This is a genomic window from Pseudoalteromonas sp. T1lg122 (assembly GCF_002964825.1).
GTDB classification, from domain to species: Bacteria; Pseudomonadota; Gammaproteobacteria; order Enterobacterales; family Alteromonadaceae; genus Pseudoalteromonas; species Pseudoalteromonas gelatinilytica.
Genome location: NZ_PQCG01000031.1, coordinates 121195 through 140156, shown reverse-complemented (window position 1 = coordinate 140156; position 18962 = coordinate 121195). Strand labels below are relative to the sequence as shown.

Sequence of the window (18962 nt, the reverse complement as noted above, 5' to 3'; positions counted from 1 at the left end):
AATCGCGCTAAGACTACCATAACCTTGATTGACTCAAGACATATTGCGATTAACGACAGCTTGCTTAGTTAGCTGCCGCAAATTCATCGAAATGTGCTTTGCAATGATTGTAAAACGCATTGGTTAATCGATTCATGGGCGTTGATGCCGACGTAATAAACCCATAGGTTAATTCTATTTTTGGTATAAATGGCACTAATTTAAGCGCGTCATCTTGGTACTGCATAGCCAGCAACTCATTCACTATCGATATACCCACATTGTGCTTTACCAAAGTGCAGGCTGTTGTCACGGTATGTGTTTCAACACGTACATTAACACGGATATTATCTTGTAAAAAAGCATGCTCTATTTGCTTACGCGAATGACGGCCTCGACCTAATAACACTAAGCTTTCATCACGCAAATCTTGCGCTGTAAGCTGCTTTGCATCTGCAAATGGATGACTGCTTGATACCGCACATACTAAATGACTGGTGACAATGGGTTCACACCACAATCCCTCGTGATTTTCAGGAAACTGTATAAAGCCACAATCGAAGGCTTTATTTGCGACAAGCTCACATGCTCTGGCTGGACTATGACTATCTAAACTAATTTTTACATTCGGGTGTAATTTAACAAATGACGCCACCGCCTCTGCTAACGGACCTGCTACAAAGCTGCTCGGGGCAACGATATTAAGCTCACCAACATGTGATTGATGAATGTTCTTAGCAAGTTGCTCTACGCGGTACACACTGGCTAACGAAATTTCGATTTGTTTATGTAATGCAATTGCTTCATCGGTCGGAAATAATCGCGCTTTCTCTCTATAAAACAATGAAAAGCCAACATTATTTTCAAGCTGAGCAATCAAACGGCTAATCCCAGGCTGCGTGACTCCAAGTTGCTTTGCAGCCCCCGTTGCTGAGCCAGTTTTCATAACTGCATCAAAGGCTTCCATACTATTTAAGGTTATTTTTTGGGTGGTTTGCGTCGGTCCATTCATAACAATTTGTTATAGCTTAATGATGATATTTCATAATATTGCATAGCTTTTAGGAGTGAGTAAAGTGCTTAGCTGACAACAACAAAATAACTATAACCTCTCGGAGTGTAACAAATGGAATATTCAAGATTTAAGCATTCAGTGATATCGCTTGCTGTTGCTACAGCTTGTATGAGCACATCACAACACGTACTCGCAGAAGAAACATCAGCAGAAAAAAACGTCGAAGTTATTGCCGTCACCGGCTCGCGCATTAAGCGCCAAGAAGCAACAGCAAGCCCAGTGCAAAATATCGACTTAGAAGCCCTGCAGGCAAATGGTTCGTTATCACTCGGAGAGGCATTACAGGAGCTTCCTTCAGTAGGTTCAAGCCTAAATGGCAATGGCTCAGCCGGAACAAGTCACGGAGCATCAAGCTTAAATTTAAGAAACTTAGGGGCTAATCGCTCATTAGTATTGGTGAATGGCCATCGCTGGGTAAATGGTGCCGGCACCCGTGGTTTCCGTGATTTTGTTGACATGAATACCATTCCTCAAAATATTGTTAAACGTGTAGAAGTATTACAAGACGGCGCAACTGCGATTTATGGCGCGGATGCGATTGCTGGGGTTGTGAACTTATATACCTATGACGATTACGAAGGCCTAGAAGTCAAAACCAGCTACGGTGAAACATCTGAAGGTGATAAAGAAACCTTTAGTCTTGATTTGTTATCAGGCACAAATATTGGCGAAGCCAACCTTATGTTTGCAGCCAGCTATGTGGATCAAAAGCCAATTTACACCCAAGACCGTAAATTAACTGCGGTGCCGCTAAATGGCATAACAGCATCAACACCTGAAGGTTATTTTGTTGAAGATAACTTAGCCGATGTTGTTGATTTTACAATTCCATCAGCAGGGATCACCCGCGATCCAAATAGTGATGGCAGTAGTATCGATAGCTGGCGTGCAGTTAACAGCGATGACACCTTTAACCGCTATTACAATAACTATGTTACAGGTCCGAGTGAGCGCTCATCTTTATATACACAGCTCGTCGTACCGATTGGCTCGGTAAACTTTAAAGCCGAAGCACTTTATAACAAACGAGAGTCTGATCAGCAGTTTTCACCTGCCCTTTCATCTATTCGTGGTAGTCGTGGCTTTGTCATAGTTGATGACGAAAGTGTGAACCCATTCGGGGTTGAGTTTTCGGGTAGCGACTTTAAACACAGCTCATTTTTTATGAACAATGGCTATCGTGTGAACGACCAAAAAGTTGAAACGACACGCTTTGCAATAGGCCTTGAAGGCGAAGTGTTTGATGATTGGAGCTGGGATACATTTGTGTCTTGGGCAAAAAACAAAGGCGAGTTTACCTCTAATAATCAAATGGATTTAGACAAACTAGCGCTGGGTTTACGTGCCTGTGATACCAGTGGAATTGATGGCGATGTGTCTGATATTGCAGTCGGTTGTGTGCCTGTTAATATTTTTAACCCTTTGACCGACGAGATGGTCGAGTACGTTAACTTTACCGGTCACGACAAAAACGAAGCCAGCCAAGTCGACTTTACGGCAAATATTACAGGCACCCTTTACGAACTACCAGCCGGTTACATTGGTGCAGCCTTTGGTATTGAATACCGAAAAGAAAAAGGTAAAGACACACCAGACAGCACAATTAACGCTGATCCTCGTATTAATACCTACAGAACCACCACCTCTTCGCCACGCGAAGGGACGATTGGTGAGTACGATTTAAAAGAAGCCTATGCTGAATTTAGTATCCCGTTGCTCGCTGATCTGCCACTTGTTGACTACCTAGAACTGAGCTTAGCGACACGTTACTCAGACTACAGCACCTTTGGCTCAACAACTAACAGCAAAGTGGGCTTACTTTACACTCCCTTTGAGCAACTGACACTGCGCGCAAACTGGGCTGAAGGCTTTAGAGCACCGTCAATTTTAGAGCTGTTTGAAGGTGAGCGTTTGACCTACAGCGCTGTCACAGATCCGTGCTCAACAGATGCCAGCCTACCCGGTTGTAGCGGTGTACCTAGTGGCTACACGCAACCGTTTACGAATGTTCAAGTAACCACGGGCGGCAATCGTCAGTTAGTGCCTGAAACCTCTAAAAATAAGACCGTTGGCTTGGTTTACGAATCTAATTTAATCGAAAACCTGAGCTTTAGCTTAGATTGGTACGAAATAAAAATAAACGACACCATCAGTGAATTTGGCGCACAAAACAACCTAGACTTATGTGCCTATCAAAACAAAAACTGCGACACCATAACCCGTGATAGCAGTGGTGAAATCCTTGATATTTTAGATGGCCCAGTCAACTTAAACGCAACTCGCGTTTCTGGGGTCGACTTTGTCACTTACTACAGCTTACAAACAGATCATGGTGATTGGTCGTTTAACGCCAATGTTTCTAAACTAAATGAATTAACCGAATACACGACCTTGTCTGATGGTTCTGTTGAACGTGAAGATTTAGCAGGCACAGCAGCTTCGAGGGAATCATATCCTGAGTGGCGCGGCACCTTCTCTAGCACTTGGAAACATGATGCCTGGTCAGCCAACTATAATCTCCGTTATATCGGTTCAACAACCGAGCAAGTATCAGGCGAACCACGCGATATTGGCTCTGTGACGTATCATAATATTTCGGGCGGATATCAGTTTGAGAATAACTTAGCGGTGAAATTAGGGATTAATAATTTAGCTGATAAGCAGCCACCCGCTTCATTGACTAATTTAAACATTAACTTTGATCAAAATACCTATAACCCAACGGGCCGTTATATGTATTTACAGCTGACTTACTCACTGTAATGAAAGTCGCGATGCCTGCCGAAGTGGCAGGCAACTTTATGAAGTAGTTAGGAGAATAACCTATGGAGCCGGCTTTCAGTTTATTAACCCCAAGCCAAACAGCAGCCTTACCGTTAGTGTTTGATTCACCACACAGCGGTATTCATTGTCCTTCGGATTTTAATACCCAAGTGCCTGTTGAATTTATAAAAACCGGTTGGGATGCATTTATTGATGATATTTGGCAACCCGTTGTAGAGCAAGGTGGGTACTTATTACATGCACACTTCTCGCGGATGTATATTGATCCTAACCGTGCCCCGACAGATATTGATCCCGAACTATTAGATACGCCTTGGGAGCTTTGTAAACCAACAAAGTACAGCGAGCGTGGTATGGGACTTATTCGTCGCTATGCCTTACCTGGCAAACCTATGTATGAAAAAACATTGACTAAACAAGAGATTGCTCACCGAATTAGTCATTATTACAACCCCTATCATCAACAACTCAATCAATTGCTTGATGATTTATATAATCAACATCAGGGTGTGTGGCATGTTGATTGCCATTCGATGAAATCCGTTGGAAATGGGATGAACATAGATGCAGGTTTGGCTCGTCCTGATATTATTTTGGGCGATAAAGATGGCACTTCAGCCAGCGCTGAGTTTGTTGATGTGATTGCAAAGGCATTTACTAGCAAAGGCTATAAAGTGGTAAAAAATACCCCTTATAAGGGCGGCTACCTAGTCAGTAACTATGCTGATGTAGCGCAAAATCGTCATTCGGTGCAGATTGAAATCAACCGAGCGTTATATATGAATGAACAAGCGTTTGAAAAGAGCGAAAACTATCAAACGTTTAAATCGGATGCGGCGTTTGTCGCAAAACAATTAGCGGCGTATGTGTCGGCTCAAATAGGACAATAATAATGAGCACGCAAAATCCCAGCACCAGTAAAAAGGGCATGAACCCGATAATTATATTGCTCAGTATTTTGTTTTTAGCCATGTTGCTAACATACCTTGTTGATTCAGGCTCTTACGATAGGCAAGGCAATGTTGTTGTAGCCAATAGCTACAAAGTTATCGAGAAAGATAAATCCCTCGGCAATTTATTTAATTATGAAAATGCAGATCAAATAAAAGCCGAACCCGTCAGTATTATTGGCGCATTTATGGCAATTCCAACAGGCCTAGAGCAAGGCGCTGGCTTGATATTTATGGTGCTTATTATTGGCGGTATGTTTGGTATCTTGACCAAAGCAGGCACGGTAGATGCGGGCCTTGAGCGGCTATTAAGCCTAGTTCAAGGCAATATTTATGTGCTGGTGATAATTCTCATGATCGCCTTTTCAGCAGGTAGCACCTTTTTGGGCTTAGCGTCTGAGTACCTTTTGATTATTCCTTTAATGGTTGGCATGGCCAATCGCTTAGGGCTGCCGAATATCATTGGTTTTGCGATTGTCTGTGTTGCCGTGAAAGCCGGTTATTTATCATCAGTGACGAACCCTTTACCACTCACAATTGCGCAACCACTGCTTGGTTTACAAATATTTAGTGGTGCAAGTGTGCGATTTTTCTTTTACCTGGCTTTTTTAGCGGTTGGTATTAGCTTTGTACTCTTAATGATCAAGCGTCATGGTTTTAACAATGCCCAAGTGCATTTTCATGCCGAGAAATTATCAACACGCCATGTTTCTATGCTACTCACACTGGCTGGAGGTATTGCATTATTAGTTTATGCATCAACCCATTGGCATTGGAAACATCATGCCTTAAGTGCTTATTATATTGCCCTTAGCATGGTGCTTGCCGCCATGTCTGGATTAACGGCAAACCAAGCGGCTCAAGCATTTGTTGATGGCATGAAAAAAGTACTACTTGCAAGCATACTGATAGGCGTAGCCACTGCGGTTGCTGTTGTTTTAAAGCAAGGCATGATACTTGATTCCATTGTGCACTTTTTAATGTCATTTATTGGCGAAGGCAATGCCTATGTTGCTGCCACAGGTATGTTTGTATCGCAATTATTGTTAGACTTTTTGATCCCCTCAACGTCAGGCCAAGCAGCAGTCAGTATGCCAATTTTAGGCCCAGTTGGTAGTTTAGCGGGTGTCTCTGAGCAAACCACGATAGTGGCGTTTTTATTTGGTAATGGCATCACGAATATTCTCACCCCAACGTCAGGAACTTTACTTGCGTATCTTGCGACAGCGCGAGTGGGATGGGGAGAATGGGCTAAATTTATTTTCCCATTGTGGTTGGTATATATCGTTTTAGCGGTGCTTTTATTGCAGGTTTCGGTGCTTATCGGCTTTTAAATAACATCAATACGGTTAACTATTATTGCGAGTTGATATAATGCCCCTTGTCAGCGAGAGTCATTAGAGCAAGGGGCATTAGCTTCGATTCAATAATTAAGCATTGGCTTTTAAAAAGTCATAAAGTTCATCTTTTAGCACGGCGCGTTGATGCTTCTTTTCATGCATATCCGCATCTTCAATCGGCGAATTTTGCAATTCAAGCTCACGAATTTCTTTATCCATATCATCATAACGCTGCATGGTTTTCTTGAAATGAGCGTCGTGTTTCGCGAGGCTATGGATTAATTCATTAAACTCAGGGAATTCATTCAATAACGAGTGTTTTTCGCCTAGCATGGGCAACTCCTTTAGCTAGAATTTAAGTTCAATTTCACTGTACCACTGCAACAAACAGAGTCAACGCAGCAACCTTGTCCGAGATCAATAATCACAACGATTCAGAAAATATAGCGTTTAAACTAGAACTATTCCTACTGTGTAGTCCTGTTTTAGTCACTGCATATGAACCAGTGTTTCATTTATATAAGAATAATTCCTAGACATAACTCATTGAATTGAGGATATAATAAAAATCTATGGAGGGATTATGCGAATTGGAATCATTGAAGATCATCAACTGGTTAGAGATAGCTTTAAAAAACTATTAGAGCTACAAGCCGGATGGCAAGTTGTCATAGAAGCCTGCTCAGTCACTGAAGCAAAACTTGCTGTTAACTTAGAGCAACCCCATGTATTTATTGTTGATATATCAATGCATGACGGTGAAAATGGGCTCGCATTTCTTGCTTATTTAAACACCTATTTCCCCGACATAAAAACCATCGTCGCCTCTATGTATGACTACGAACCTTATGTTAGCAACGCATTAAAACTCGGTGCTCAAGGTTATGTATCTAAACGCTCAGCATCTGATGCTTTGATTGATGCGGTTAATGCCGTCATCAATGGAGGGCGCTATATCAGTGAAGATGTGAAATTTAATACCACTTCCCCAGCAAGCAAACTTTCTTTCTTAACGCCAAGAGAGAAAGAAGCACTCCCCTTATTTGCTAAAGGGTTAAATGCTAAACAAGTTGCCCAACAACTTGATATGATGCCAAAAACAGCCCACGTACATAAAACGAATATATACAACAAACTTGAAGTCAGTAATTCATTTGAATTATTAAAAATTGCCATAGATTCCGGGATGATCACGCTTGATGAACTGGCATAAGCTCGTCTCAAAAGAGTACGCTTCACGTAGTTTTTTAACTGAAGTATTTAACCAGTTATTGGTGTTTGCGCTTTACTTTCTTGCTTTATATTTATCCTCTTGGGTGAGTAATCATTTAGAAACCGTCACCCAAAGTAGCGCTATTTACCTGCCAGCGGGGGTGAAGCTTGCATTCTTTGTAATTTTGCCTGTGCGATTATGGCCAATGCTTTGGATTGCTTCTCGACTTTATGCGTCGTATTTAAGTGTCTATTACAATGGCGGATGGAGCTTTGATTTATTTCACGGCTTCTTCCAAGAATTAACCTATATGGCTATTGTCTACAGCTTTAAGAAAAGCCGCTGGCCGCCAAAAGTGACCTCTAATTCAGGTGCATTGTCGCTAATTTTACTTGCCGTTATTTCAGCTTCTTTTAAATGGTTTTTATTCTCGAGCGCTTTTGAATTCACAACCTGGTTGAAAGGCAAGCAAGTATTACAATATCAACTCAATATGACTTTAGGTGACCTGACGGGTACATTGTTAGTCGCTCCAGCATTATTGTTACTTAGCCAAAGTTATAGCCGTATGTTTTCTCGGCATCATGCGGTTATTTTATTAAGCTTATTCGCACTGGCGCTTATTTACATAGTGAGTTACCTAAATCACTCAGATCTTTACCCCTTGCTACGCCTATGCTCCCTTCTGCCGGTAATTTGGTTCTCTTATAAATTTGGCATTAAAGGGGCGATAGCAAGTGCCTTGGTAAGTAATGTGCTGATCGTTGCACAAGCAGGCCTCACACAAGATGCGACCAATACTTACATTAGCCAATTATTTATCTTAGCTAATTCCGTAACTGGCTTGCTAATCGGCACCGCCACTAACGAATTAAAGATCAAAAATAATCAGCTACAAGCCAGCAACGAAAAACTAACGGCGCTGCTTAAGAAAAATAAGCAGCTCGCTAAACGTATGGTGACTGTTCAAGAAAATGAGCGAAAGTACTTATCTCAAGAACTCCATGACGAATTAGGCCAAAATCTAACTGCACTTAAAACTGATCTGACAGTGCTTTCGATAGCGCAACGAAATAATGAAAATGCCCTCGTTGAAGGCCTAAAAGAAAATGCAAAAGCGATGTATGACTCTGTCTATCAAATTATGCATCACCTAAGACCTAGAGAGCTTGATGAGCTTGGGCTAGAACAAGCTCTTAAAGAAGGACGCTTTAAGTCTCTGCTAAGTAAAGCATCGATCAAATACGTAGCTGAAATAAACTTAAATTCAGCAATATCAGATGAACATCAAACAGCTGTTTACAGAATTTGCCAAGAAGCGGTCACAAACTGCATCAAACACAGTACAGCCACAGAGCTAAGGCTCAGATTGGCGGCTCACGAACGTTATATTCGCCTTACGATTATGGATAATGGAAAAACCAAGACCACACAGCAGGAGTCTGGTGGTTACGGGTTATCATTTATTGAAGAGCGAGTTATTGCTCTTGGCGGTACATACACAATTACTGAAATAGATGGATTTAAAATTGAAGTGTATTTTGATATTTGAATACAACTAGTTACCTTAAATAAACCTGCTTGGTAAGATATTTTTTCTTAATGTTCGCAAGCTGTATTTCAGCTTGATTGCCTATAAGCTGTAACAACAAGCCATGCGCTATCTCCCTTTCTCCCAACTTTGATTTAACTACAACTTCTTTACCAATTGCCCCTTGTAACCTCGGTTTAGGGAAGCTCGCTTTAGTTACTGGCTTTAGTCCTTCATTTTCAACAAACAGTTAAGACAATGCTGCTTAGCGGCACTGATCCAGTCATCATTGGATTTAACAATATCAACGTTATTTAGAAAATGTATCAAGGCGCTATTTCGACTACTAAATTCACTCGAGACATCAGCCATATTTTTAACTTGCGCCCATTTTCGAATAACAACGTATTTGTCTTGCTTGAGCCTTGCTAAACTCGTCGATGCCCCCGTCATTCGGCTATACCATTCAATTCTGTAACAAGAAGAGCCCAAGCTATGAAGTAGAATAGTGGTATTGCCAAATTCCTTAGTACTTCCCTCAATAACACTCATTTTTAATCCTTTAAGTATAAGTAAATTAGATTTAAAGGATATAAAGAACAAGCCGTTATGGTAATGAGTGACTTTCTTAGTGTGGCTAAGAAAAATTCCTAGTTTGCAAATAATAATCAAACAACTTAAGAGTGCCCTCACAAAATAAAGAGCAAAAATTTCGACTTGGTTTGAAGGTTTCGCTAAGCATAGTTCTTTTAGAAAGCAAAAAGCCTCGGTAAATACCGAGGCTTCTTTGAAAATTAGTGAGTAAACCAACCCATTAACAGCTTCTATCAAAATAATTTAAAATAAATTTTTCAATATCTTAAGTTTAAATTTTCACAGACTGGCCAATAATAACGGCATCATTTATCACAAAAGGCTCTGGCATATATATTGAATCCCTTGCTTGAACATCATCTAGTCTCTCAAGCAAATCGAATGATGTTTCGAATACCTTTAATGATACCTCTGTATTTTTAGGAACAACGAGCTCTACACTTACTTTTTCATGAGAGTGAGTTAATACATACTTAAAGAAAAAGCCTTTTTTAATTTCTTTTACTGCTCCTGGTTCGCTACTGAAAGCTTGGCTATTAAATGCTTGGCCATTAACCGACAACTTACTTATAGGCATTTCGTTATTGCTGGCAAGTTGAATAATATTAACCTCTCGCTGTGGGCTAATTAATAACTCTAATTTTCGTGATTTATCGGTAAGTTCATCCTTTATAACTTCAACTTTAGCTGCCTTAACGTCGAGTTTGTCCGTTGCTTGGTAAAAGCGCACCTTTGTTCGCCTGCTTTGTGGATAGATCGATTCATCCCAAGTTGTTGCTGATGACTCTTTATCAAAAAACTGGTTTGTAAATGCATCTAGGGTACGATTGTAGCTGATCATAAAGGCACTATCGGTATCTTGATCATAGACATAATTCACGCTATTTGGCTTTTTGCGTTCCTCTGTATAATCAGACTGAGCGACCGATATAACTAAAAAGAGTAGAGATAACATACTAAAAACAATGGCTAGTCTATTCCCTTTAGGGTAGTTGCAAAAAACCGGTCCCAGTAAAATAAGAGTCATACTGGTTAGTAGGGTACCTATCACACTCATCTTTAGTCCTAACCCAATAACAAGTAGAGGAATCAAAGGAGCTAAAAGCATAACTGAAGGTATTACTAATAAAGTTGCTAACATGAGCTGCTTAGGTCGTTCAATCTGACTAAAAATATTTAATCCAAAGCAGGCTAGAGCTAAATAGAGTGGCAGAATAAAAAATCCTGCGCCAGGTAGCATAAGAGCAATCATTACATTCACGCATTGCCAAAGCACTAAAGGGGCAACGAACAGGTTACTACTCGACAGTTTTTTACTAAACAGTTGATAAATGAAAAGTGTTGTAGCGCAGGTGAAAGTGACAAAACAGGCTAAAATCCAATGGCCATTATAAGTAAAGCCGTGTGGAATATCGGCATACTGAGGAAAAAGCGACAATAGTAATTGCCAACCAAAATATCCTATAGAACCTGCGAGGACCAATGATGTGAAAAGAGGCGCAAAGCCAAGGGCCACTTGCTTAATCGTTAGCGAATTTTGTTTAAATCCGTAATAGCAGAGTAATACAAATAACAGTGTTGCAAATAACAACATAGGTGTAACCCATGAATTAGGGTATATCACCATGTTTAAGCCAGGGAAGTTGAAATAAACCATGTCTTGTTCAGATTTCAACTGGCTAAGATCTGCATACGCAAAGTAGTTGAGTGATGACATCAAGTAATCAGCTTGATGATTAAGGCTCTCCCTATCGATTCTTTCCCAAGAGTCTTGGACTGTATGATAATCGAAGTGATCATCGATAAAGGCAAAGTTTAAACCATCAATATCCGCTTGTTTTCTAAATACCGTTAAATCAGTCGAGTTGGGTAACAACTTATACAAGGCATACATCAAAGAATTAGCGACGGGTATGTTAATATCAGCTTCTCTAAACGCTTGGATAAGCCTTTTATTACCACCATTGGTTTCGATCAGCATATAGCTTGGTCCACCTGACCCTCTGGCTTCAAAATTAAGCACTAAGCCGATATCTTTCGCCCAAGGATGAAAATTAACAAAGGCACCAGCACCCAATAAGCCTTGCTCTTCTGCATCTGTCAAAACGATGATTATATCGTTAGTTGGTTGTTTTCCATTGGCAAGAAAGGTACGAACAGCTTCGAGTATAGTTACCACACCACTCCCTGCGTCACTGGCACCTAAAGATGAGTGAGTACCAGAGTCATAATGTGATACAAGTGCGAGAGCTTTCCCCTCAGTAGTACCCTTAATTTTAGTAATAATATTATTAGTATATGCAGCAACAGTTCTGCGACCGTGGGTCGATAGGTGCTTGAAAGTTTCAACCTCTAAGCCAAGTGCTTCTAATTCATCCACTAAGTATTTACGCACTTTAGTATGAGCAGGTGCCCCGACATAATGTGCCTCGGCACTGATAACTTTAAGATGCTTCAATGCATTTTGCTGGGAGAACTCTTTTTCATTGCCACTTTGGTAATTGTCCGCCGAAGGCAATTGTGCAGAGAACGCCACAAAAATAGCCAGCACTATCATTAGCACAGAAAACAACCAAGTAAAATTTTTAGACGAATTCAGATTACTATTCATTAATTATCACACTTTTATTTTAAATACAGCTCAGTTATCTTATAAAGGTGAAGTAAAATACTCGACCGTTTCAATCGGCAAACACCAAGTAAATTCACTTTAAAAACAAAGTGTTGAACCACCCCGATAAATTCAGACCTTAGTAACTATTTATAAACGACACAAAATGAGCATTAATCAAACAGGCATTAGAATGCATAAGCGTGCTGAACTACGATGAAGCTAATAACCATAATTTTATGTCTAGCTATTGCCGTTGGCTGCTTTATGATTGCAAGAGCAATAGTAAGTACGCACCAAAATAGTAAAGCCAAAGCCATGTTTACGATGATGATGCTAGGCTTTATTAGCCTGCTGCTGGAGCTTGCTTTATTCGAAGAAAATATAAGGGAGTGGAAAGTATACGTTCTCTCTTTCTCTGGGCCTTTGTCAGCCTCTATTCCGATATTTTTTTATTTATTTTTTAAATCATCCGTTAGGCTTAACAGTGAATTCAATAAGAATGACTTAAAGCATTTATTGTTACCATTGATTTACCTTGCACTTATGCTGCCTTATAACGTACTTGATTATCACGAAAAAATAGAATTTTTAGATAATACGAACAGATCCTGGCTACTTTCAATGACGCCAATGCGCTTTACTCGTTTTGGGATTATCGCGACTATTGGAGTTTTCTACTTCCAATTAATCTGGCGGGAGCTAAACACCAAACTAAATCAAAAGAAAACGGATGTGCTTAGGGAAATTACCAAGTTAAAAACTGCACTTATTAGTATGTGTGTGTGCATTTCCCTCGTATTTGTTTTTTTCCTTATCAGGCTGCCAGGTGAATTCACTTGGGCTTTATCTATAGTCACCATTGCCATGCTTATTCTGGCAATTATTATCTATGAATACCTACCAATTTGGGGACACCCATGGTCACAAGCTTCTACAAACAAGTCATATAAAGAACATCACAACATCAATGACTTTCAATCAACGGAACAAGGCTCGAAACTAAATAAACCATACCGTTCTTCAGTAACAAATAAAAAGGCATCTGAGGTTATTTGTGATTTAACAGCCCTGCTGGAAACCGGAATTTATAAAGATGCAACCATTTCATTAAAGCTACTTGCGTCAAAGCTCAACCTAACTACGCACCACTTATCACAAATAATTAATCAGCAAACTCAAGGGAACTATTATGAGTTAGTAAACATGTTTAGAATAACGGAAGCCAAGCGCCTTTTAAGTGAAACTGACATGGCAATAATCGATATTGCATATGAGGTAGGCTTTAATAGTAAATCTTCATTTTATACCGAATTTAAGAAACATTCTGACCAAACACCTGGGCAATATAAAAAATTAGTTCGCTCCCAAAAAGCAAGCGAAGACTCCCTTAAGAAAGGCGGCTAATCAAACAGTTGAGCTCAAAAACTAAATCAACCTTCTTTATTATTAGAAGTAAATGGTTTGAAGTAATTTCGATGATTTCATAGATATCAGCCGTAAGTTTATTAACAACGACTGCTCATAATTCCTCATTTTGAATATGTCTGGAGAATCGAGCTCAGTCTTAAGTAGCAAAGCATGCAGATAGCAAAAAGCCCACAGTTTTCACTGTGGGCTTTCTTTAATTTGGTGAGTCAGCCAATAAGCCGCTGTTTTGTATGAGCGGAGTGGATTTTCTTAATTTTGTGTCCATGCAATAAGCAAAAAGCCCCGCATTGCTGCGAGGCTTTTTATGTAATTTGGTGAGTCAGCCAATAAGCCGCTGTTTTATATGCGCGGAGTGGATTTTCTTAATTTTGTGTCCATGTAGATAGCAAAAAGCCCCGCATTGCTGCGAGGCTTTTATGTAGTTTGGTGAGTCAGCCAGTAAGCCGCTGTTTTATATGCGCGGAGTGGATTTTCTCCGCCTAAAAAGCAAAAAGCCCACAGTTTTCACTGTGGGCTTTCTTTAATTTGATGAGTCAGCCAATAAGCCGCTGTTTTGTATGAGCGGAGTGGGTTTTCTTAATTACGTAAAGGTTTAGAAAGCAAAAAGCCTCGGTATTTACCGAGGCTCTTGAGTAATTTGGTGAGTCAGCCAATAAGCCGGGTTCTGTCGTGGATAATCATTCGTCTAGGCCATAAATCGCTCTATGGCTCAAGCAACCTACCCGGTTCCAACGTGGGCCACGCCATAAGGAACCCTATTTGGTCTTGCTCCGGGTGGAGTTTACCTTGCAACCAACTGTTACCAGTGGCCCGGTGCGCTCTTACCGCACCCTTTCACCCTTACCAACCGAAGTTGGCGGTCTCCTCTCTGCTGCACTTGTCGTAGGCTCGCGCCCCCCAGCCGTTAGCTGGCACCCTGCCCTGTGGAGCCCGGACTTTCCTCCCCCTGCGCATTTTCGTTGCAGGCAGCGATTATCTCGGCTGACTCGGCGCGCAGTATACCTGAGCGCGCACGTCTATGCAGTAAAGAATTAGCCTTTTTCGTCAATAATTGCTTTATAAAGTGCGTTTTTCTTCAAACCAAAATACTCAGCCACAACACCACAAGCTTTTTTCAGTGGCATTTCGGCCTCGAGTAAACCGAGCATGCGGCGCGCATCTTCTGGAATATCGTCACTTTGCTTCGCTTTACCCGGTAGCATCAATACGATTTCACCGCGTTGCTTAGTTGGATCATCCGTTAAAAACTGTTTTAACTCGGCAACCGTACCATTGAAAAAGGTTTCGAAAGTTTTAGTCAGTTCTTTAGCAAACACTACTAGCTGTTCTGCACCGAGTGCTTCTTCTAAATCATCAAGGCTCGCCATGATACGGTGGGTACTTTCATACATGATGCTAGTAATACCTGAGTTTACCGCTTCGATAAAAAAGCTCTGTCTTGCTTTACTCTTTGCTGGTGTAAAACCAATAAACTGAAAACGATCAGTCGGCAAACCAGAACAGCACACAGCGGTAATTGCAGCACATGCTCCCGGCACCGGAGTAACATGCGCGCCTTGTTCACGGCATAAATTAACCACCGCATAACCTGGGTCGCTAATCAGTGGCGTGCCGGCGTCAGATACCAGCGCAATATTCATTCCTTGCTCTAACCAATCAACAATTTGTTGCGCTTTTTGTTTCTCGTTATGGTCATGTAAAGCAAAGGTTTTTGCTTTGATATTAAAATGGCTTAACAACTTTCCTGTGTGACGAGTATCTTCAGCGGCTATTAAGTCAACCTCAGATAGGGTTTGGATGGCACGCTGGCTGATGTCATCAAAGTTACCAATAGGCGTGGCAACAATGTAAAGAGTGCCGATTTTATCTGAATTGTCCTCATTTAACATTGAGGTCTCCTGCGTCAGTCAGTAATATAAGCAAATCGCGTTAACGTATCGGGAAATCATTGTGCGACTTAAACTTGTTAGTCTATTAATTGTATTGTCAGGGTTATCGGCTTGTAGCACAACCGAAAAACCTCGAAATAGTGCAGAAAATCAATCGAGCCAATCGAGTATTGCGCTATCACAGCTAACCGACGCACAATCTATGTACCAAGCGGCGCTAAATCGACAAGGCGCCGATAAAATCCAGCTTTTATACACTGCACGTGATGCAGCAATTAGTGAAGAACGTTGGCCGCTACTCGAAAAAATTTGCCTTGAGCTTGAAGCGACTCCTAGTGTCGACCAAATTCAAAACAAGCTTTACATTGCCCTTGCGCAAGAGCATCAAGGCAAAAGCGACTTAGCTTTAGCTCAGTTACAACAACTAGAGCCACAATTGAGCCAACCTGAGCATCAAGCTTGGCACCAATACTTAACCGCGCGCGTTTATGCCTCGCAAGGGATGCCAAAACAAGCGATGCCTTTTTTCTTTAAAGCATCAACACTTAGCAGCGAAAATAACTTTACCGTTGCGAATTTAAACAAAGATTTATGGCAAAGCCTAACTCAACTTTCTTCGTATGCACTTGAGCGCTTTAATCGTGGCTCTGTTGTGCAGCAAGGTTGGGTTAACCTAGCGCTTTATCATCAAGTGTATTTAGGTGCGCCTGTTGAGCTTCATCAAGCAATGAATAACTGGCTGCGTCGTTATCCAGGCCACCCAGCTGCTGAAGTACTGCCAAAAAAAGTAACTGAGCTAGTTCAGATTGAGCCATTAAATGTAAACCGTTTAGCTGTGCTTATTCCTCAATCTGGCGCTAATGAACGTTTAGGTGATGCCTTAAAAGCCGGTGTGCTTGCGGCCCTAGATGGACAGTCATTAGAGCAAACATTATTTATTGATGAGTCGCTATCAGCCGCTGAAATTTCACTTAAGCTCAGTGAATTTAATGCTGATTTTGTTATTGGCCCACTACTAAAAAGCAATATCGAAAAGCTGACTAGCGCACAAACACTGGTTGATTACCCGGTAATGCATTTAAACACCTTTGATGGTGAGCGTATTTCACAGCAGCACTTTTTCTTCGCTTTAAGTCCTGAACATGAAGTTCAGCAAGCATTAGAGCGATTTTTAACGGCAGGCTATCAAAAGCCGATGCTATTGGCCCCAAATAACAGTAATGGGCAACGCTTAGTTGAATACTTCAATACACAATGGCAACGTTACAGCGAAGTAAAACCGCAAATTGGCTTTTACGCTGGCAAAGAAGATATGCCAAAAACCATTACGGGCTTATTAGAAGTAGACCAAAGTAAAGAGCGCATCAATGTAGTTAAGTCTTTATTTAAGCAAGAAGTTGAAAGCGAAACTCGCTCTCGCAGCGATGTTGATGTGATTTATATTTTAGGTGATGCAACCGAAACGCGCTTAATCAAACCTTATTTAGACGTTAACGTGAGTACTTTTGCTGAGCGTATTCCGCTTTATGCCAGCTCAAAAAGCCACAGTAAACAAATCGATAGAACCGATAAAGGCGATTTAGATGGCCTTTATTTTACGGAACTACCTTGGATGCTAGACGGTCAAATCTCACAACATAATTTACGCCAGCAGTACGAAAGTTTATGGCCTGAGAATGCCGATATAAGTCAACGTTTATTCGCTATGGCATTCGATGCAGCCAGCATGCTCGGTGATGTAAAACAACTGAGCATGGTACAAGGCAAACGCTTTAGCGGTATTAGTGGGCAGTTAAGCATTGCCAGCAATGGTTACGTTACTCGTTCTTTGGATTGGGCGCAGTATAAAGACAAGCAAATCATTGCGGTTGATTTGGCAACGGAGCAGCCAATCCCATTATTTATGCAATCTGCTATTGGCATCAATGCCGCCGAGTAAACCGTTTAGAATGTGGTATTAGCTCAAGGATGAAGCTATGTCGTGGTTTAAGCAATTGTGGCAAAATAGCCGCGAAAAAGGCCTGTATTACGAACATCAGGCAGAACAGTATTTAATACAACATGGCTTAAAAGCCATTGAGCGCAATTACTTATGCAAGTACGGCGAGCTCGACCTAATAATGCGTGACGGGCAAACATTGGTTTTTGTAGAAGTAAAATTTAGAAAAAACGCCCTGCGTGGTGGTGCAAACTATGCGCTCAGCAAACAAAAGCAGCAACGATTAAGGCGTACTATTAGCCATTATCTTGCCGAGAAAAAGATCTCAAACCAGGCAATGCGGATAGATTATGTTGCTATTACAGGAGAGCTTAACAGCACCCTAAACTGGTTTAAAAATGTTTACTAACGCCGTTTGGCGTCGGCTTAATTTGGTAGGTTATGCAAGAAACGATTAAAAAAATCTTTACCGAAAATATTCAGGTTCAAATAGCAGCGGGTGAAGTGTTGCCAAGTGCACTTGAGTCAGCAGCGTTCACAATTGCACAAAGCCTTATTAACGGCAATAAATTGCTCTGTTGTGGCACCCCAAGCTGTCATATGTTGGCACAGCACATGGCAGGGCTATTAATTAACTTTTATGAAACCGAGCGCCCTTGCCTACCCGCTGTTGCGCTCGCACAAGAGCAAGTTAACTTAGGTGCAATTGCAAACAATGATGAGCACGAAACTTTTGCAAGACAAATTCGTGCATTTGCACAGCAAGGCGATCTTTTACTAGCGATTGCCGTGAATGGTAATGAAAAGCAAATTATCTCAGCGGTCGAAGCGGCGCTAACCCGTGATATGAAAGTGATTGTGCTTGTTGGCGATGATGGTGGTGAATTAGTTGGCTTACTTGGTCCAAATGACGTTGAAATTCGTGTGCCATCAAAACGCCCAAGCCGCATTGTTGAGTCGCATTTAGTGAATTTACACTGCCTAAGTGAGCTTATCGATTTAACCTTATTCCCACAGGAAGAAAATTAATGTTTAAACAGTCTTTACTAGTATTTGGTACCGTTTTATTGCTGCAAGGCTGTGCAGCTGCTGTTGTCGCTGGTACAGCGGGTGCTGTAACTGCCGCGAATGATCGCCGCACAATTGGCTCGCAAATTGACGATAACAACATCGAAATTAAAAGCTCTATCGCTATTAGTGAAAACGAGCGCCTTCACAAGTACGCCAACGTTAACGTTATCAGCGTTAATGGTATCGTGCTAATGATCGGCCAAGTAGCTAACCAAGAAATGAAAGATGAAGCACAACGTGCTATTGAAGGCGTTGATGGTATTCGTAAAATTCACAACCAAATTCGCATTGGTTCAAATATTGGTATGAGCACGCAAACGCACGACTCTTGGTTAACCTCTAAGGTGAAAACGCAATTACTCACCACAGAGAGCATCAGCAGCAATAACATCAAAGTAGTAACAGAGAATGGCGAAGTCTTTTTAATGGGCTTAGTGAGCGATTCTGAAGCGAATTTAGCGGTTGATGTAGCACGTAACGTATCAGGCGTTGAACGTGTTATTAAAGTGTTTGAATATCTGTAACGCCAACCCATTAATTAATAATAAAAAACCC

General features: G+C 41.1%; 15 protein-coding genes and 1 other RNA gene. 10 read left to right on the top strand and 6 right to left on the bottom strand.

Annotated features, from left to right (window positions below; all coding sequences use genetic code 11):
• Window positions 1-64: 64 nt before the first annotated feature.
• Window positions 65-991 (bottom strand): LysR family transcriptional regulator, encoded by a 927-nt coding sequence (locus tag C2M33_RS11490; protein WP_105174494.1) that lies wholly within the window; start codon window positions 989-991, stop codon window positions 65-67.
• Between the two features lie 114 nt (window positions 992-1105).
• Between C2M33_RS11490 and C2M33_RS11485 the strand changes: the two genes are divergently transcribed.
• The 3 genes from C2M33_RS11485 (at window position 1106) to C2M33_RS11475 (ending at window position 6122) form a co-directional block, all read left to right on the top strand.
• The gene (locus tag C2M33_RS11485) at window positions 1106-3817 is read left to right on the top strand and encodes a TonB-dependent receptor (RefSeq protein ID WP_105174493.1); all 2712 of its coding nucleotides are present in this window, start codon (window positions 1106-1108) and stop codon (window positions 3815-3817) included.
• 62 nt (window positions 3818-3879) lie between these two features.
• The gene (locus C2M33_RS11480; protein WP_105174492.1) at window positions 3880-4728 is read left to right on the top strand and encodes an N-formylglutamate amidohydrolase; all 849 of its coding nucleotides are present in this window, start codon (window positions 3880-3882) and stop codon (window positions 4726-4728) included.
• A gap of 2 nt (window positions 4729-4730) precedes the next feature.
• Window positions 4731-6122 (top strand): YfcC family protein, encoded by a 1392-nt coding sequence (locus C2M33_RS11475; RefSeq protein ID WP_063702662.1) that lies wholly within the window; start codon window positions 4731-4733, stop codon window positions 6120-6122.
• Window positions 6123-6218: 96 nt separating this feature from the next.
• Here C2M33_RS11475 and C2M33_RS11470 read toward each other — a convergent pair whose 3' ends face one another.
• A complete protein-coding gene (locus tag C2M33_RS11470; RefSeq protein ID WP_063702664.1) occupies window positions 6219-6461 on the bottom strand; it encodes a YdcH family protein in 243 nt (80 codons plus the stop codon).
• Window positions 6462-6711: 250 nt separating this feature from the next.
• Here C2M33_RS11470 and C2M33_RS11465 point away from each other — a divergent pair, with 250 nt between their 5' ends.
• A complete protein-coding gene (locus C2M33_RS11465; RefSeq protein ID WP_063702666.1) occupies window positions 6712-7341 on the top strand; it encodes a response regulator transcription factor in 630 nt (209 codons plus the stop codon).
• Window positions 7328-8893, top strand: a complete 1566-nt coding sequence (locus C2M33_RS11460; RefSeq protein WP_105174491.1) for an MASE1 domain-containing protein — start codon at window positions 7328-7330, stop codon at window positions 8891-8893. Before C2M33_RS11465 ends, C2M33_RS11460 begins: the two co-directional genes overlap by 14 nt.
• Before the next feature lie 204 nt (window positions 8894-9097).
• On the opposite strand, the gene C2M33_RS21345 is transcribed toward C2M33_RS11460, so the two are convergent.
• Together C2M33_RS21345 and C2M33_RS11450 are read right to left on the bottom strand one after the other, a co-directional pair.
• Entirely contained in the window at window positions 9098-9424 is a 327-nt protein-coding gene (locus C2M33_RS21345; RefSeq protein WP_233999171.1) for a hypothetical protein, read from the bottom strand.
• A gap of 313 nt (window positions 9425-9737) precedes the next feature.
• Window positions 9738-12077, bottom strand: a complete 2340-nt coding sequence (locus C2M33_RS11450) for a M20/M25/M40 family metallo-hydrolase (RefSeq protein ID WP_105174490.1) — start codon at window positions 12075-12077, stop codon at window positions 9738-9740.
• Between the two features lie 267 nt (window positions 12078-12344).
• Here C2M33_RS11450 and C2M33_RS11445 point away from each other — a divergent pair, with 267 nt between their 5' ends.
• Complete coding sequence (locus C2M33_RS11445; protein ID WP_233999169.1) at window positions 12345-13484, top strand: helix-turn-helix domain-containing protein; 1140 nt, start codon at window positions 12345-12347, stop codon at window positions 13482-13484.
• A 661-nt stretch (window positions 13485-14145) separates the two neighbouring features.
• Here C2M33_RS11445 and rnpB read toward each other — a convergent pair.
• Both rnpB and rsmI read right to left on the bottom strand, forming a co-directional pair.
• Window positions 14146-14497: RNase P RNA component class A (rnpB, locus tag C2M33_RS11440), an RNA gene on the bottom strand.
• Window positions 14498-14539: 42 nt separating this feature from the next.
• Window positions 14540-15397, bottom strand: a complete 858-nt coding sequence (gene rsmI / locus C2M33_RS11435; protein WP_063702673.1) for a 16S rRNA (cytidine(1402)-2'-O)-methyltransferase — start codon at window positions 15395-15397, stop codon at window positions 14540-14542.
• 61 nt (window positions 15398-15458) lie between these two features.
• Between rsmI and C2M33_RS11430 the strand changes: the two genes are divergently transcribed.
• Genes C2M33_RS11430 through dolP form a run of 4 tightly spaced genes read left to right on the top strand, consistent with a single transcriptional unit; the run spans window position 15459 to window position 18931 of the window.
• The gene (locus C2M33_RS11430) at window positions 15459-17336 is read left to right on the top strand and encodes a penicillin-binding protein activator (protein WP_105174488.1); all 1878 of its coding nucleotides are present in this window, start codon (window positions 15459-15461) and stop codon (window positions 17334-17336) included.
• Window positions 17337-17373: 37 nt separating this feature from the next.
• The gene (locus tag C2M33_RS11425; protein ID WP_063702677.1) at window positions 17374-17745 is read left to right on the top strand and encodes a YraN family protein; all 372 of its coding nucleotides are present in this window, start codon (window positions 17374-17376) and stop codon (window positions 17743-17745) included.
• A gap of 32 nt (window positions 17746-17777) precedes the next feature.
• Complete coding sequence (locus C2M33_RS11420) at window positions 17778-18365, top strand: SIS domain-containing protein (protein WP_063702679.1); 588 nt, start codon at window positions 17778-17780, stop codon at window positions 18363-18365.
• Window positions 18365-18931 carry a division/outer membrane stress-associated lipid-binding lipoprotein gene (gene dolP / locus C2M33_RS11415; RefSeq protein WP_063702681.1) on the top strand — a complete coding sequence of 189 codons (567 nt, stop codon included), beginning with the start codon at window positions 18365-18367 and terminating at the stop codon, window positions 18929-18931. The genes C2M33_RS11420 and dolP overlap by 1 nt, the downstream gene beginning before the upstream one ends.
• Window positions 18932-18962 lie beyond the last annotated feature (31 nt).

Coding starts and splice junctions, on each gene's coding strand:
- C2M33_RS11490 (WP_105174494.1), bottom strand. CDS start 991: ATGAATGGACCGACGCAAACCACCCAAAAAATAACCTTAAATAGTATG.
- C2M33_RS11485 (WP_105174493.1), top strand. CDS start 1,106: ATGGAATATTCAAGATTTAAGCATTCAGTGATATCGCTTGCTGTTGCT.
- C2M33_RS11480 (WP_105174492.1), top strand. CDS start 3,880: ATGGAGCCGGCTTTCAGTTTATTAACCCCAAGCCAAACAGCAGCCTTA.
- C2M33_RS11475 (WP_063702662.1), top strand. CDS start 4,731: ATGAGCACGCAAAATCCCAGCACCAGTAAAAAGGGCATGAACCCGATA.
- C2M33_RS11470 (WP_063702664.1), bottom strand. CDS start 6,461: ATGCTAGGCGAAAAACACTCGTTATTGAATGAATTCCCTGAGTTTAAT.
- C2M33_RS11465 (WP_063702666.1), top strand. CDS start 6,712: ATGCGAATTGGAATCATTGAAGATCATCAACTGGTTAGAGATAGCTTT.
- C2M33_RS11460 (WP_105174491.1), top strand. CDS start 7,328: ATGAACTGGCATAAGCTCGTCTCAAAAGAGTACGCTTCACGTAGTTTT.
- C2M33_RS21345 (WP_233999171.1), bottom strand. CDS start 9,424: ATGAGTGTTATTGAGGGAAGTACTAAGGAATTTGGCAATACCACTATT.
- C2M33_RS11450 (WP_105174490.1), bottom strand. CDS start 12,077: ATGAATAGTAATCTGAATTCGTCTAAAAATTTTACTTGGTTGTTTTCT.
- C2M33_RS11445 (WP_233999169.1), top strand. CDS start 12,345: ATGATTGCAAGAGCAATAGTAAGTACGCACCAAAATAGTAAAGCCAAA.
- rsmI (WP_063702673.1), bottom strand. CDS start 15,397: ATGTTAAATGAGGACAATTCAGATAAAATCGGCACTCTTTACATTGTT.
- C2M33_RS11425 (WP_063702677.1), top strand. CDS start 17,374: ATGTCGTGGTTTAAGCAATTGTGGCAAAATAGCCGCGAAAAAGGCCTG.
- C2M33_RS11420 (WP_063702679.1), top strand. CDS start 17,778: ATGCAAGAAACGATTAAAAAAATCTTTACCGAAAATATTCAGGTTCAA.
- dolP (WP_063702681.1), top strand. CDS start 18,365: ATGTTTAAACAGTCTTTACTAGTATTTGGTACCGTTTTATTGCTGCAA.